Origin of the sequence: Mesorhizobium sp. WSM3859 (genome assembly GCF_002295065.1) — a bacterium.
Lineage (GTDB): Bacteria > Pseudomonadota > Alphaproteobacteria > Rhizobiales > Rhizobiaceae > Mesorhizobium.
The window spans coordinates 148,835-163,829 of the sequence record NZ_NSGG01000011.1; the positions used below are offsets into that span (position 1 = coordinate 148,835).

Here is a 14,995-nt window from a genome sequence, read left to right on the forward strand (position 1 = left end):
TTATCGCGAACCGCGCATCGGCGCGGGCACCATTTTTCCCGGCATGCTCATGCCTCGGCGCGGGTGGACACATGCGCCTTTTGTCAAATTCCGAAAGAACTGGAGAAGCATAATGACGGCACGTAATGGCGGCAGGCTGGCTGCGATCTGCGCCACGGCTGCACTGACGGCGGCGGTGTTCGTGTTGCCGGCGAAAGCCGAGACCGACGCCAAAGCGGTGATCAAGACCTATGCCGACATCGCTTTGGCCAAATACGAGGATTCGCTGACCACCGCGCAGGCGCTGGACAAGGCGGTCGACGCGCTTGTCGCCAGCCCCTCCGCCGACACGCTGAACGCCGCGCGCGAAGCTTGGAAGGCGGCGCGCATTCCTTACCAGCAGACCGAGGTCTATCGCTTCGGCAACAAGATCGTCGACGACTGGGAAGGCAAGGTGAATTCCTGGCCGCTGGATGAGGGCCTGATCGACTATGTCGCCAAGAGCTACGGCACCGAGTCGGACGAGAACGCGCTCTACACGGCCAACGTCATCGCCAACAAGGAAATCGAGATCAACGGCAAGAAGGTCGACGCCTCGAAGCTGACGCCGGAATTCCTGTCCGGCACGCTGCAGGAAGCCGGCGGCGTCGAAGCCAATGTCGCAACCGGCTATCACGCGATCGAATTCCTGCTCTGGGGACAGGACCTGCACGGCACCGGTCCGGGCGCGGGCGAGCGGCCCTATACGGACTACGACCTCAAGAACTGCACGGGCGGCAATTGCGATCGCCGCGCCGAATATCTGAAGTCGGCGAGCGACCTTCTGGTGTCCGACCTGCAGGAGATGGTCGGCAACTGGAAGGAAGACGGCGCCGCGCGCAAGAACCTTACCGATGGTGACGCAAATGCCGGCATCTCCACCATCTTCACCGGCATGGGCTCGCTCTCCTATGGCGAACTGGCGGGCGAGCGCATGAAGCTTGGCCTCCTGCTGCACGATCCGGAGGAGGAGCACGACTGCTTCTCTGACAACACCTATAACTCGCATCTTTATGACGCCGTCGGCATCCGCGACGCCTATCATGCCAGCTACAAGCGGCTCGACGGCTCCGTGGTTTCCGGTCCGTCGGTGTCCGACATGGTGAAGGCCGCCGACCCGGCGATCGACAAGGAGCTGTCGGGCAAGCTCGACACCACCGTCGCCAAGATGGAGGCGATCAAGGCGCGCGCGCTGGCCGGCGAGGCCTACGACCAGCAGATCGCCGAGGGCAACACCGCAGGCAACGCCACAGTGCAGGCGGCGATCGACGCGCTGATCGATCAGACCAAGTCGATCGAGCGCGCCGTCGGCTCGCTGAAGCTGAACCAGATCGCCTTCGAGGGTTCCGACAGCCTCGACGCGCCTGACAAGGTGTTCAAGTAAGGTTTAGACGTAGCCGCTAGCCAAGCGGCGCCGGACCGGCGCCGTCAGCCAGAGCAAGTGAAAATGCTGATCTGCCATTGCAACATCATCACCGAGAAGGAGATCGAGCAGACGATCGTCGGCCTGCTGGATGAGGATCCCTGGCAGCTGATCGTGCCCGCGAAGGTCTACCACGCGATGCGCAAGCGCGGCCGCTGTTGCGGCTGTTTCCCAAATGTGGTGGAAACGATCATTCGGGTCACCGAGCACTACCACGCCCGCTCAGAGGTGGACGGCGTGGACATCGTTTCACACCTGGATCGCGTGCGAGGCTTGCGCGGCCAATACCGGAGCAGAACCCATGAAAGGCGAACCGCAGATCATCGAGCGGCTTAACGAAGCTCTGTTTCTAGAGCTTGGGGCCGTCAACCAGTACTGGGTGCATTACCGTCTGCTCGAGGATTGGGGCTACACCAAGCTGGCAAAGAAGGAGCGCGCGGAATCGATCGAGGAAATGCATCACGCCGACCGGCTGATCGCGCGCATCATCTTCCTCGAAGGACACCCGAACCTGCAGTCCGTCGCGCCGCTGCGCATCGGCCAGAATGTCAAGGAAGTGCTCGAATCCGATCTGGCCGGCGAATATGACGCGCGCAGCGCCTACAAGCGCTCGCGCGAGATCTGCCACGACGAAGGTGATTTCGTCTCGATGAAGCTGTTCGAGGACCTTTTGACCGACGAGGAAGGGCATATCGACTTCCTGGAAACGCAGCTCGACCTGCTTGCCTCGATCGGCGAGGAAAAGTACGGCCTGCTCAACGCCGACTCGGCCAACGAGGCGGAGTAAGGACATGCGGGAATGCGGCGCCCCGTAGATTCTTTGCGCCGCGCGTGGCGGGCCGCAATCGACGGCCTGCCGCTTCAGCAGACCCCGCGAGACCGTATTGGTCGCGGGGCTTCGCTTTTGCTGGCGACCATGCTTTCCATGCCTGTCTGGGCCGGCGAGCCGGCGGCTCTGCCGACGAGCCGCACCGATCTGACGCCGAAGGATCAGGCGCGGGTTCTGGCCGTCACCAGGCCAACGACCGACTTCACCAGGCCCGAGCCGTTCGAGCTGATGCAGGGCGGCGCCGGCACGTCGGAGAAGGACGTCAACCGCGATGCCTTCTCGCAATCCTCCGCCAACCTCACCTTCGAGGAGGAGGGCAATTTCAAGCTCGGCAATGCGCTGTTCCGCAAGAACTGGGTGTCGTCGCCGTCTTCGACCCAGGCTTCGGACGGCCTTGGTCCCCTGTTCAACGAGCGCGCCTGCCAGAACTGCCATTTGAAGGATGGCCGTGGCCGTCCGCCCGAAGGTGATGCCGGATCGACATCGATGTTCCTCAGGCTTGCGCGCGACGCGAGCAGCGCAGAGGAAAAAGCTGCGCTCGCCGACCACAAGGTGCTGAACTTTCCTGATCCTGTTTACGGCTCCCAACTACAGGAGCTCGCGGTCCCGGGCCTCAAGGGCGAAGGCACGATGCGCGTTGACTACCAGGAGCAGAAGGTCACGCTAGGCGACGGCGCAATCGTTTCGCTGCGCAAGCCGCGCTACTCGGTCGAAGATCTCGGCTACGGTCCGCTCGATCCGCGCACCACGCTCTCGCCGCGCCTGACGCCGCCGATGATCGGGCTCGGATTGATCGAGCAGATCGCGCCGACCGATATCCTTGCCAACGCTGATCCGGACGACCGCGACGGCGACGGCATTTCGGGCCGGGCGAACATCGTGCGCGACGAGCTGAGCGGCGCGGTGACCTTGGGCCGCTTCGGCTGGAAGGCGCAGACCGCCTCGATCCGCCAGCAGGCGGCCGATGCTTTTGCCGGCGATATCGGCATCTCGACCCCGGAAATGCCGAAGCATTGGGGCGATTGCACCGAGGCGCAGAAGGCTTGCCTTGCCCTGCCGAACGGTGTCCAGGAACGACTGGGCGCGGTGGAAGCGCCGCCGCCCGTAATGGACCTGGTCACCTTCTATTCGCGGAATCTCGCTGTGCCGGCGCGTCGCGACATCGACAAGCCCGACGTCCTTGCCGGCAAGAAGCAGTTCTACGGGATGGGCTGCGTTGCCTGCCACACGCCGAAATTCGTCACCACGCGAGGCACGCCCAACAAGGCGCAGGCCTTCCAGCTGATCTGGCCCTATTCCGACTTCCTGCTGCATGACATGGGCGAGGGCCTCGCCGACGGGCAGCGGGTCGGGGAGGCGACCGGCAGCGAGTGGCGCACCCCGCCGCTCTGGGGTATCGGGCTCACCGCGACAGTCAACGGCAACGCTTTCTATCTGCATGACGGCCGCGCCCGCACGCTTGCCGAGGCGATCCTGTGGCATGGCGGCGAGGGGCTGAAGGCCCGCGACCGCTTCGCCGGCGCCGCCACCGCCGATCGTGACGCGCTGATCAAATTCCTGGAGTCCCTCTGATGTCAAAACGCGTCGCTCTGATGTCGAAAAGCCTGGCCCTTGTTCTTCCGCTTCTTCTGGCCGCCGTGCTGCCCGCATCGGCCGCGGTCAAAGCCTCCGATGTTATCGGCCGTGCGATCGACGGGTTCGTTCGCCCGGCCTATGCCAGCCTCGACGAGCATGCGGTGGGGCTGACCAAAGCGATGCACCAGCTTTGCGAAGCACCGTCCGAACTGAATCTCGAAGCGGCGCGCTCTGCGTTTTCCGGCACCGTGGAGGCCTGGTCGGTGGCCGAGATCATCGCCTTCGGGCCGATCAAGGAAAGCAACCGGCTGGAGCGTATGCTCTACTGGCCGGACCGCAAGAGCATCGGCATGAGGCAAGTGCAGGCCACGATCGCATCGAAGGATCCGTCAGCCACCGATCCGGCGCAACTGGCGCAAAAGAGCGTCGCCATGCAGGGCCTCGGCGCGCTTGAATACGTGCTCTATGGCGACGGCGCCAACACGCTTGCCGGGAAGGACGATCCTTACCGCTGCGCCTATGGCGAGGCGGTTGCCGGCAACATCGAAACCATGGCCGCCGAGGTGCGCGACGCCTGGCAAAAGCCCGATGGCTTCGCTTCGCTCTGGGCCAATCCGGGGCCGGACAACCCGCTCTACCGCGACGGCAACGAGGCGGTGACGGAACTGGTCGGCGTCTTCATCAACGAACTGGACATGATCCGCGATGTGCGGCTCAAGGGCTTCCTTGGCGCCAAGCCGGACGCCGACAAGCCCAAGCAGGCAATCTACTGGCGCTCGCGGAACACGACCGTCTCGCTGGCCGGAAATCTCTCCGGCATCGACCAATTGTTCCAGGCCTCGAAGCTTGGCGATGCGCTGCCCGCCGATGCGCGATGGATGGCCGAGTCCATCCACATCCAGCTCGCCAACGGCGTGACAACAGCGAAATCGGTAGTCGGCCCGATCGACAAGGCGCTCGCCGATCCGGCGTTGCGCGACAAGCTCGAACACTTCGCGCTGATCACCTCCAGCCTGTCGACCCTGATCGGCACCAGGATGACCGCCGAGTTCGGCCTGACCGCCGGCTTCTCGTCGCTGGATGGGGACTGATGCCTTGAGAACCGCCCTCATCGACCGCCGCGATTTCCTGCGGGCTGCGGGCGCAAGCTTTGCCGCCGCCATGGCGCCGCGCGCCTGGGCCGAAACGCTGGCGGCGGACGCCGTCTTTGCCACGGCTTTCGTCAAGCGCGACGGGAGTTTTGGCGCCGCCGTGCTCTCCGAAGCGGGAAAAATCCTGCACACGGTCGACCTGCCCGATCGCGGCCATGACGTCACCTTCGATCCGGTGTCGAAACGCTCGGTGGTCTTTGCCCGTCAGCCCGGCACTTTCGCCGTCGTCTTCGACCATGCCGGCCGCGACAAGCCGCTGACCATCGCCAGCATCGCCGGCCGGCACTTCTTCGGCCATGGCGTGTTCTCGCCCGACGGCGCCTTTCTCTATGCGACCGAGAATGACTTCGACAATGCGGCAGGCGTCGTCGGCGTCTACGATGCGAAGGCAAGGTTCAACCGCGTCGGCGAGTTCCCGACCTATGGTATGGGTCCGCACGAACTGCTCCTGCTCGGCGATGGCCGAACGCTGGCTATCGCCAATGGCGGCATCGAAACCCATCCCGACTATGGCCGCGCCGAGCTCAACATCGCGACGATGAAGCCGTCCTATACTCTGGTGGACCGCGTGACCGGCGACCTGATCGAAAAGCATGAATTGCCGCCGGCGCTGCATCAGCTGTCGATCCGGCACATGGATCGCGACCAGGCGGGCACCGTCTGGTTCGGCTGCCAATATCGCGGGCCGGCGACAGACCGCCCGGCGCTGGTCGGCCGCGCCGCGCGCGGCAAGGAACTCGCGCTTCTCGAGATGCCGCAGGACGTGCTCTGCGGCTTTCGCAACTATATCGGTTCGGTCGCCGCCAATGCCGCTACCGGCACGGTCGCCGTCACCTCGCCGGAGGGCAATTCGCTGGCCGTTCTCGACGCCGTCAGCGGACGCGTGGTCGCGACCAGATCGCTGGCCGAGGTCTGCGGCCTCGCGCCCGATGGCGCTGGCTTCATGGCGACGACCGGCGCCGGTGAGATCGTAGGCGGCGCCGCCGCCCGTTCCGAGCCGGACTATGTCTGGGACAACCATATGCTGCGCATTGTCGCGACGGCGTGATCGCCGCGCCTAGAGCAATTCCAGGAAAAGTGTGAGCGGTTTTCCGTTCGGAATTGCGCCAAAACCTAGAGCAATTCCAGGAAAAGTGTGAGCGGTTTTCCGTCCGGAATTGCGCCAAAACAAAGAGATAGAGCGGCTCGCCGTTTCCGTGAAACGGTGAAACGCTCTAGAAGCAAAGCCGCTTAACATTTCTCCGCCCTGGCCCTTGCGGCGGCGGCACATGCCGGGCAGAGGGAATTGTGTTTCGATCCAGTTCGTCAATCGGCCTATGAAGCTGCCCGTATGAAGCTGCTTGCCATCGACTGCGCCGCCAATCTCTGCGCCGCCTGCGTTTATGACGCAGGCGCGGGTAAGGAGCTTGGCCGACAGGTGCGCGATCTCGGCAAGGGCCATGCCGAGCATTTGATGGCCGTCATCGAGACGGCCTTGCAAGGCGGTGGCCTCGGCTATCACGAGCTCGACGCCGTTGCCGTCTCGGTCGGGCCCGGCTCCTTCACCGGTCTGCGCGTCGGCGTCTCGACCGCGCGCGGCCTGGCGCTGGCGCTCAAGATTCCGGCGATCGGGGTGACGGCGCTGGAAGCCCTGGCGGCGGAGGGTGCGAACGCCTTTCCCGGGCGCGCGGTGCTTGCCGCGCTCGACGCCGGCCGCGAGGAAATCCACGCGGCGCTATACGATAAAGAGTTAGCGGAAACTTACGGAGCATCCGTAGCTACGCTTGCCGAGGCGGTGGCCATGGCTATCAGCGCCGAAGCGGTCCTTGTCGGAACCGCCGCGCCGCGGATTGCCCAGGCGGCAGGTCGCGCCTTCGACACCGGCCCGGTCGCTGCCACCGCCGATATTGCCACCTATGCCAGACTGGCCGCCGCAAGGGGACCCGGCGAGAAGCCGAAGCCGCTCTATCTGCGTGGCGCCGACGCCAAGCCGCAGGCGGGTTTCATCCTGCCAAGGCAGGACAAGGGAAGCGAACCCTGATGCGCATTCCGTTCTTTCAGCCGCGCCGCAGGGATTACGCGCTGGAACCGCTGACGGTCGCCGACAGCGCTGCTGTTTCGGTGCTGCATCGCGAGGATTTCGTGCGGCCCTGGACCGACGGCGAGTTTGCGGCACTCCTCGAACAGGACACGGTCTTCGGCTATGCCGCGCGGGAAACCGGCCAGGGCTCCAAGCCGCCGGTCGGCTTCGTGCTCGCCCGGCTCGCGGCCGGCGAGGGCGAGATCCTGACCGTGGCCGTCGCCCGTAGCCATCGCCGCCAGGGCCTTGGCTGGCGATTGATGGACGCTGTGCTGCGCGAGCTTCATGCGCAACGCGCCGAAGCGCTCTTCCTCGAGGTCGACGAGACCAATGCGCCCGCGATCGGGCTTTACCGCAGGCTCGGCTTCATCCAGGTCGGTCATCGCCCGAACTATTACCGTTCGACCGAGCACGGCTCGACCGGCGCGCTTGTCATGCGCCGCGATCTTCGCTAGCCAATCCGCGCGATACGGCATGATCCCGAAAAGTGGGAACCGGTTTTCGGAAAAGATCATGCTCCACAGAGAGTTAGATCAGGACGACGATTCAACGAAGCATCATCCTGATCTAGGGCCGGACCGAATGATCAAGAAATTGCGGATTTTCCTGGCGCTCTTCTATGTCGTCGTCTGTTCCCTGGTGCTGGTGCCGCTGCAGATCCTGTCGATGAAGACGGGGCTCTGGCCTGAGACCTTCATTCTGAAGATCTGGCACGGCATGATCCTGCGGGCGCTGGGCATGCGGGTGCATGTGAAGGGCGCGTTGGCCAAGGATCGTCCGCTGCTTGTGGCGGCCAACCACATTTCCTGGACCGACATCATGGTGCTCGGCTCCTTCGTCGATGTGAAGTTCATCGCCAGGGCCGACATGGAAGGCTGGCCCCTGATCGGCATGCTGTCCAAGCTGCAGCGCACCGTCTTCATCGAACGCGAGCGCAAGCGCACTTCCGGCGACCAGGCAAGCGAGATCGCCAAAAGGATGGCAAAAGGCGACGCCATGGTGTTGTTCGCCGAAGGCTCGACCGGCGACGGCAACCTCGTTCTGCCGTTCAAGAGCACGTTGTTCGGCGCGGCCTCGATGGCGATTTCGGAAGGCGCCGCGGAGCAGGTCTTCATCCAGCCCGTGGCGATCGCCTATACGCGCCTGCATGGCATGCCGATGGGCCGCCGCCATCGGCCGATCCCCGCCTGGATCGGCGATCAGGACCTGATGCCGCATCTGAAAACCCTGCTTGCCGAAGGCGCGATCGATGCCGAGGTGCATTTCGGCCAGCCGGTACCGTTCTCCAAGGGCTCGAACCGCAAGGAAACGGCGAGGCTGATGGAAGCCAAGGTGCGCGAGATGATGCAGGCCATCCTCGCCGACCCGGCCAAAAGCCGGTGAGTACGGGGCTGCGCGGCGCGTTTCGGGCAGAATCGTCTGTTTTTTGTCACGGAAAGGCGGTAGAAGCCGCCCAATGGAACTGAACACGATTGAAAGCCACGGCCTCGGCGCTGCCGCCGAGCGCTCGGCCGGCATTGACCGCACGGCAAAAAAGGTCTTCGTCAAGACCTATGGCTGCCAGATGAACGTCTACGATTCCCAGCGCATGACCGATGCGCTGGCCGCCGACGGCTATGTCGCCACCGACGCCGTCGAGGACGCCGATCTGGTGCTGCTCAACACCTGCCATATCCGCGAAAAGGCGGCGGAAAAGGTCTATTCCGAGCTCGGCCGCATTCGCGACATGAAGGCCGAGCGCGCCGAGGCTGGCCGCGAATTGCTGATCGGCGTCGCCGGCTGCGTGGCGCAGGCCGAGGGCGCCGAGATCATCCGCCGCGCTCCGGCGGTGGACCTGGTCATCGGCCCGCAGACCTATCACCGGCTGCCGGACGTGCTGGCAAGGGTGCGTGGCGGCGAGAAGATCGTCGAGACCGAATACGCCATCGAGGACAAGTTCGAGCATCTGCCGCAGCCGAAGCGCGCTGAGCTTGCCAGGCGCGGCGTCACCGCCTTCCTGACGGTGCAGGAAGGCTGCGACAAGTTTTGCACCTTCTGCGTGGTGCCCTATACGCGCGGCTCGGAGGTCTCGCGCCCGGTGGCGCAGATCGTCGCCGAGGCCGAGCGGCTGGCCGAGGCCGGCGTGCGCGAGGTGACGCTGCTCGGCCAGAACGTCAATGCCTGGCATGGCGTGGGCGAAAACGGCGAGAAATGGGGTCTCGGCCGCCTGCTGTTCCGGCTTGCGGAAATTCCCGGCCTGGCGCGGCTGCGCTACACCACCAGCCATCCGCGCGACATGGACGACGAATTGATCGCCGCGCATCGTGACCTGCCCGCCTTGATGCCCTATCTGCATTTGCCGGTGCAGTCGGGATCCGACAGGATTTTGAAGGCGATGAATCGTAGGCACACGGCACGCGACTATCTGGCGCTCATCGAGCAGATCCGCGCCGCCCGTCCCGATATCGCCATGTCCGGCGACTTCATCGTCGGCTTCCCCGGCGAGACGGAGGAGGATTTCGAGGCGACGCTGAAACTGGTGCGCGAGGTGGGCTATGCCTCGGCCTTCACCTTCAAATATTCCCCACGTCCTGGCACGCCGGGTGCCGAGATGGACGGCCATCTTTCCGAAACAGTGAAGGACGAACGGCTGCAGCGCCTGCAGGCACTGATCAACGAGCAGCAGCAGAATTTCATAGCCAGCGTGGTCGGCCGCACCGTCAGCACGCTGATCGAGAAGCCAGGTCGCCGCCCCGGCCAGGTTGTCGGCCGCTCGCCATGGCTGAACCCGGTGATTGTTGACGACAAGGCCGGTGGAATCGGTGACATTATTGATGTGCGAATCACGAAGACAGGCCCCAACAGCCTGTTCGCCGAGTTGGTCTGATGCATGTCGCCCAAAAGTGCCCGCGGTTTTGGGACAACGACATGCATAGCCACAAGCCTCGGCAGATGAGGAGAGACGGTTGAGCGCTGCTGAACTGAAGAATCCGCCCCAGAACCAGGCGTCCGGGGCTTCCGATATGGCGCACATCGTACTGACCTTCGACAACAACAAGCTAGCCAGCGCCCTTTACGGCCAGTTCGATGAGAACCTCGCCCGTCTGGAGCAGAAGCTCGGCGTCGATATCCGATCGCGCGGCAACCAGTTGACGATCAAAGGCTCGGCCGCTGCCGCCGAGCAGGCGCGCCGCGCGTTGGATACGCTCTACGGCATCCTGCAGAAGGGTGTCGACATCGGCCAGTCGGATGTCGACGGCGCCGTGCGCATGGCGATCGCCGCCGACGACCAGCTGACGCTGCCCACGATGGAGCGCAAGGGCAAGGTCTCGGCCGCCCAGATATCGACGCGCAAGAAGACGATCTACGCCCGCTCGCTCAACCAGGATGCCTACATGCGGGCGCTGGAGCGCTCCGAAATGGTCTTCGGCATCGGCCCGGCAGGCACCGGCAAGACCTATCTGGCGGTGGCGCATGCTGCGATGCTGCTCGAGCGCGGCATGGTCGAGCGCATCGTGCTGTCGCGCCCGGCCGTCGAAGCCGGCGAGCGGCTTGGCTTCCTGCCCGGCGACATGAAAGAGAAGGTCGATCCCTATCTGCGGCCGCTTTACGACGCGCTCTACGACATGATGCCGGCCGACAAGGTCGAGCGGGCGATCGCCGCCGAGGTCATCGAGATCGCGCCTCTGGCCTTCATGCGCGGCCGCACGCTGGCGCATGCGGCGGTGATCCTCGACGAGGCGCAGAACACCACGCCGATGCAGATGAAGATGTTCTTGACCCGTCTCGGCGAGAACTCGCGCATGATCGTCACCGGCGATCCGACCCAGATCGACCTGCCGCCCAACACCAAGTCGGGGCTGGTCGAGGCGCTGCGCATCCTCGACGGCGTGCCCGGCATCGTCACCGTCCGCTTCAACGAAGGCGACGTGGTGCGCCACCCGCTGGTCGCCGAGATCGTCAAGGCCTATGACCGCGACGGCAAGCTGGCGCGGGGCCTGGGCGCCGAAAGCTGATCAAAAGGCTATATGGCTGACAATCCAGCATCCAGCGGCGAGAAGCCGGTCGATATCGATATTTTCGTCGAGGCTGGCGATTGGCCTGCCGAAGCCGAGCTGACGCGGCTGGTCGATCGCGCCGTTGCAGCCGCCTTCGCCCAGACGGGCACGAACGGCACCTCCGAGCTCAGCGTCGTTTTTTCGGACGATGCTCATATCCGGACGCTCAACGCCGAATGGCGGGGCAAGGACAAGCCAACCAACGTCTTGTCTTTTCCGGCTTTTCCATTTCCGAAAGGCGGCAAGCTGCCGCCGATGCTGGGCGACATCGTGCTGGCTTCCGAGACGGTGGCGGACGAGGCCGCACTGGAAGACAAGCCGCTTGAGAACCATATCACCCATCTCGTTGTCCATGGCCTGCTGCATCTTTTGGGTCATGATCACGAGACCGACGCCGAGGCAGAGGAGATGGAAGCGATCGAGCGCGCCGCGCTTGCGAGGCTTGCCATTCCCGATCCCTACGCGTAACAAAAAAGCTCAATTGACCTGATGGCGATGAACGACACACCAGAAACTGCCGCCCGCCCGGACGCCGGCAGTGCTGCCAAGCCTTCCGAAAAGACGGAAGAGGGCTCGAGTCCGAGTATTCCCACCGGCAGCGCGGCGGCGGAGCCGACGCATGCCGGTCCTTCCCTCTTCGACCGCGTGCTCGGTCTGTTCCGGCACCGCAACGGCACCAGCCTGCGCGAGGAGATTGCCGGCGCGCTTGCCGAAACCGCGACCGATGCCGGCGCCTTCTCGCCCGGCGAACGCGCCATGCTCAACAACATCCTGCGCCTGCGCGAAGTGCGGGTCGAGGACGTCATGGTGCCGCGCGCCGATATCGAGGCGGTCGAGATCAACACCACGCTTGGCGACCTGCTCGGCCTTTTCGAGCAATCCGGTCATTCGCGCATGCCGGTCTATTCCGAGACGTTGGACGATCCGCGCGGCATGGTCCACATCCGCGACGTGCTCGCCCACATCACCAAGATCGCCCGCGTCAAGAAGGGCCGCGCCAGGGCGAAGGCGCCGGTGACGACGGCGCTCGACCTTGCGCAGGTCGATCTCGCGCGAACCATCGGCGATCTCAATCTGATCCGCCAGGTGCTGTTCGTGCCACCCTCGATGCTGGCCTCCGACCTCATGGGCCGCATGCAGACGACGCGCACGCAGATGGCCCTGGTCATCGACGAATATGGCGGCACCGACGGCCTCGCCTCGCTGGAAGACATCGTCGAGATGGTGGTCGGCGACATCGAGGACGAGCATGACGACGACGAGCCGATGATCACGCAGACCGGCGACGGCGTCTTCGTCGTCGACGGCAAGGCCGAGATCGACGAGGTCGCCAAGATGATCGGCGAGGATTTCGCCGCCGGCGAGCATGGCGAATATGTCGACACCATCGGCGGCATGATCTTCAACACGCTCGGCCGCGTCCCGGCCAGGGGCGAAGTCGTGCAGGCCATTCCCGGCTTCGAGTTCCATGTGCTCGACGCCGATCCGCGCCGCGTCAAGCGCGTGCGCATCGTGCAGAGCCCGAAGGGCGAACGTCAGCGTCGCCGCGCCGCCCGCACCGAACAGGCCTGACGTCGTCTGCATGCCGACCGACGATCCGTTCAAGCATGCGGTCCTGGGCTCAGGCGTTTTCTACCGCGATCCGCGCGCGGCTTTGTCCTTTCTGCTGGCGGCCTTCGGTTTTTGAGCCGAGCATGCTGGTGAGCGATGCCGACGGCCGGCTCGCGCATGCCGAAATGCGCTTCGGCGACGGCTATATCATCGTCGATTCCGAGTGGGCCGATCATGTCGCCAGTCCGGCCTCCGTCGGCGGCATGAACGCGCAAGCCGTCTATGTCCGTCTGCAACAAGACCTCGACGCGCATTGCGAAAAAGCACGCGCTGCGGGCGCGGAGATCGTCGAGGAGCCCGCTGATCATTTCTACGGCGAGCGCCAATATCGCGCCCGCGACCCCGAAGGCCATGTCTGGACATTCACCCGGACAGTGCGCGTCGTGCCGAAGGACGAGGCCGAGCGGCTGACCGGCCTGCGGATCGAAGGCTGGCATAGCTGAACATTTTGCAGCCAAGCGGAATCGCTTGGCGTTGCAGAAATGCGGCTAAACAAGGAGCTGTGGCGGGATACTTGTTCCCGCGATAGCGCGACCGTGTATCAGGCCGCCCCTATCTGGGTTTGGAACGCCGGGCCCAGCCTGTTAAACCTCTAGCTCCCTGATTCGCGCGACTTGGGAAGCTTGATGCAGCGCTTTGCCGGCCGGATAATTCTGCTGTGGGGGTGGCGGCGGGCGCTGGTGGCCTTTGCCGCCGGAGCGCTGGCGGTGGTTGCCCAGGCGCCGTACGACTTCTTCGCCGTCTGCTTCGTCTCGTTCCCGGTTCTGGTCTGGCTGCTCGACGGCGCCACCGGCGAGGCTTCCGATGGCTGGTTCAGGCGCCTGAGGCCGGCTTTCGCCACCGGCTGGTGGTTCGGCTTCGGTTACTTCCTGGCTGGCCTGTGGTGGATCGGCCAGGCATTGCTGGTCGAGGCCGACAGTTTCGCCTGGGCCTTGCCCTTCGCCGTCGTCGGCATCCCCTTTGCGCTCGCCTTCTTCTATGGCTTTGCCGCCGTCGTGGCGCGGCTGTTCTGGAGCAGCGATATCGGCCGCATCGCCGCCCTTGCCTTCGGTTTCGGCCTTGCCGAATGGTTGCGGGACTTTCTCTTCACCGGTTTTCCCTGGAACGCCGTCGGCTACGCGGCGATGCCGGTGCCGCTCCTGATGCAGAGCGTGTCGGTGACCGGCATGATCGGCATGAACGCGCTCGCGGTCTTCGTGTTTTCGCTCCCCGCGCTGGTTGCCGCGCGCCGGCATCTGAGGCTGGGCCTTGCCCTGTTCGTCATCCTGGTCGCCGGCCATGTCGGCTTCGGCTATGCCAGGCTCGCGGCCCCGGTCGAGCCGGCCCGCTCGATCGACGTTCGCATCGTCCAGCCATCGGTCGATCTCAGCGAAAAGTGGGACGCCTCGGTGCGCGACCGCATCTTCGCGACTTTGCTGGGGATATCGGGGAAAGCGCCGGAAGAGGGGCACGCCAAGCCGCAGCTCATCCTGTGGCCGGAAACATCGGTGCCCTTCCTGTTCACCGAGCGTCCGGACGCGCTGACGGCGCTGGGCGACATGCTGGCCGACGGCCAGATGCTGATTGCCGGCGTCGTGCGCGAGGAGGGCGGATCGGCGAATGCCGGCAGCCGCTATTACAATTCCGTTGTGGCGATCAACGACAAGGGCGAGATCGTCGATGCCGTCGACAAGGTGCACCTGGTTCCCTTCGGTGAGTATCTGCCCTTCGCCGATCTTTTCCAACGCTTCGGCATAGGCCAACTCGTTGCCGGACCGATGAATTTCGCCGCCGGCAACGAACGGCATCCGATCGGCTTGCCGGGCGGCCTGCGCGCCGCGCCATTCATCTGCTACGAGGTGATTTTTCCCGATCTCGTCGCAGCCGACTCTGAGTCATCTGACGTGATCGTGAACGTCACAAACGACGCCTGGTTTGGCGACACGCCAGGCCCGTACCAGCACTTCAGGCAGGCCCAGATTCGCGCGGTGGAGAACGGATTGCCGCTGCTGCGCGCGGCCAACAACGGCATCTCCACAGTCGTCGATTCACGCGGGCGCATCATCGATGCGCTTGCAGTCAACGCGCGCGGCGCCATCGACGCGCATGTACCGGTCTCTGGGCGCGCCCTTCTGCCTCCCGAACAGCGGCGAATTAACGGATTGCTGATCATGTTGCTGTTTGCGCTGGCGGCCTTCACATTGAATGTAAGGCAGCGGCTACGGGTGAATTGACAGTCGGCACATTAGAAACTCATACTGTAACGCCTAAAATTTTCTCGAAGTCGGTTGGAGGGTTCTGTTGGGGCAGGTG

Annotated in this window: 15 protein-coding genes; all 15 read left to right on the forward strand. The window is 64.4% G+C overall.

Annotated features, from left to right (window positions below; all coding sequences use genetic code 11):
• Positions 1 to 112: 112 nt before the first annotated feature.
• Positions 113 to 1,402 (forward strand): imelysin family protein, encoded by a 1,290-nt coding sequence (locus tag CK230_RS22315; RefSeq protein WP_095819301.1) that lies wholly within the window; start codon positions 113 to 115, stop codon positions 1,400 to 1,402.
• Between the two features lie 63 nt (positions 1,403 to 1,465).
• Positions 1,466 to 1,777 carry a (2Fe-2S)-binding protein gene (locus tag CK230_RS22320; RefSeq protein WP_095819302.1) on the forward strand — a complete coding sequence of 104 codons (312 nt, stop codon included), beginning with the start codon at positions 1,466 to 1,468 and terminating at the stop codon, positions 1,775 to 1,777.
• The gene (bfr, locus tag CK230_RS22325; RefSeq protein ID WP_095819303.1) at positions 1,743 to 2,228 is read left to right on the forward strand and encodes a bacterioferritin; all 486 of its coding nucleotides are present in this window, start codon (positions 1,743 to 1,745) and stop codon (positions 2,226 to 2,228) included. Before CK230_RS22320 ends, bfr begins: the two co-directional genes overlap by 35 nt.
• Before the next feature lie 129 nt (positions 2,229 to 2,357).
• The gene (locus CK230_RS22330) at positions 2,358 to 3,842 is read left to right on the forward strand and encodes a di-heme oxidoredictase family protein (protein WP_245430020.1); all 1,485 of its coding nucleotides are present in this window, start codon (positions 2,358 to 2,360) and stop codon (positions 3,840 to 3,842) included.
• The gene (locus tag CK230_RS22335; RefSeq protein WP_176480177.1) at positions 3,842 to 4,936 is read left to right on the forward strand and encodes an imelysin family protein; all 1,095 of its coding nucleotides are present in this window, start codon (positions 3,842 to 3,844) and stop codon (positions 4,934 to 4,936) included. The genes CK230_RS22330 and CK230_RS22335 overlap by 1 nt, the downstream gene beginning before the upstream one ends.
• 4 nt (positions 4,937 to 4,940) lie before the next feature.
• Positions 4,941 to 6,044, forward strand: a complete 1,104-nt coding sequence (locus CK230_RS22340) for a DUF1513 domain-containing protein (RefSeq protein WP_095819305.1) — start codon at positions 4,941 to 4,943, stop codon at positions 6,042 to 6,044.
• Positions 6,045 to 6,326: 282 nt separating this feature from the next.
• Positions 6,327 to 7,016: a tRNA (adenosine(37)-N6)-threonylcarbamoyltransferase complex dimerization subunit type 1 TsaB gene (gene tsaB / locus CK230_RS22345; protein WP_095819306.1), complete on the forward strand. Its 690-nt coding sequence runs from the start codon at positions 6,327 to 6,329 to the stop codon at positions 7,014 to 7,016.
• Positions 7,016 to 7,510, forward strand: coding sequence for an N-acetyltransferase (locus tag CK230_RS22350; RefSeq protein WP_095819307.1), 495 nt, complete (start codon positions 7,016 to 7,018; stop codon positions 7,508 to 7,510). The genes tsaB and CK230_RS22350 overlap by 1 nt, the downstream gene beginning before the upstream one ends.
• Positions 7,511 to 7,637: 127 nt before the next feature.
• Positions 7,638 to 8,438 (forward strand): lysophospholipid acyltransferase family protein, encoded by an 801-nt coding sequence (locus tag CK230_RS22355; protein WP_095819308.1) that lies wholly within the window; start codon positions 7,638 to 7,640, stop codon positions 8,436 to 8,438.
• Between the two features lie 73 nt (positions 8,439 to 8,511).
• Positions 8,512 to 9,921, forward strand: coding sequence for a tRNA (N6-isopentenyl adenosine(37)-C2)-methylthiotransferase MiaB (gene miaB / locus CK230_RS22360; RefSeq protein WP_095819309.1), 1,410 nt, complete (start codon positions 8,512 to 8,514; stop codon positions 9,919 to 9,921).
• A 136-nt stretch (positions 9,922 to 10,057) separates the two neighbouring features.
• Positions 10,058 to 11,050 carry a PhoH family protein gene (locus CK230_RS22365; protein WP_245430023.1) on the forward strand — a complete coding sequence of 331 codons (993 nt, stop codon included), beginning with the start codon at positions 10,058 to 10,060 and terminating at the stop codon, positions 11,048 to 11,050.
• Between the two features lie 12 nt (positions 11,051 to 11,062).
• Positions 11,063 to 11,560 (forward strand): rRNA maturation RNase YbeY, encoded by a 498-nt coding sequence (gene ybeY, locus CK230_RS22370; RefSeq protein WP_095819311.1) that lies wholly within the window; start codon positions 11,063 to 11,065, stop codon positions 11,558 to 11,560.
• A 27-nt stretch (positions 11,561 to 11,587) separates the two neighbouring features.
• Positions 11,588 to 12,664: a hemolysin family protein gene (locus CK230_RS22375; protein ID WP_095819376.1), complete on the forward strand. Its 1,077-nt coding sequence runs from the start codon at positions 11,588 to 11,590 to the stop codon at positions 12,662 to 12,664.
• 122 nt (positions 12,665 to 12,786) lie between these two features.
• The gene (locus tag CK230_RS22380) at positions 12,787 to 13,146 is read left to right on the forward strand and encodes a VOC family protein (protein WP_245430021.1); all 360 of its coding nucleotides are present in this window, start codon (positions 12,787 to 12,789) and stop codon (positions 13,144 to 13,146) included.
• Between the two features lie 183 nt (positions 13,147 to 13,329).
• Positions 13,330 to 14,916: an apolipoprotein N-acyltransferase gene (gene lnt, locus CK230_RS22385; RefSeq protein WP_095819312.1), complete on the forward strand. Its 1,587-nt coding sequence runs from the start codon at positions 13,330 to 13,332 to the stop codon at positions 14,914 to 14,916.
• The last annotated feature ends 79 nt before the right edge of the window (positions 14,917 to 14,995 follow it).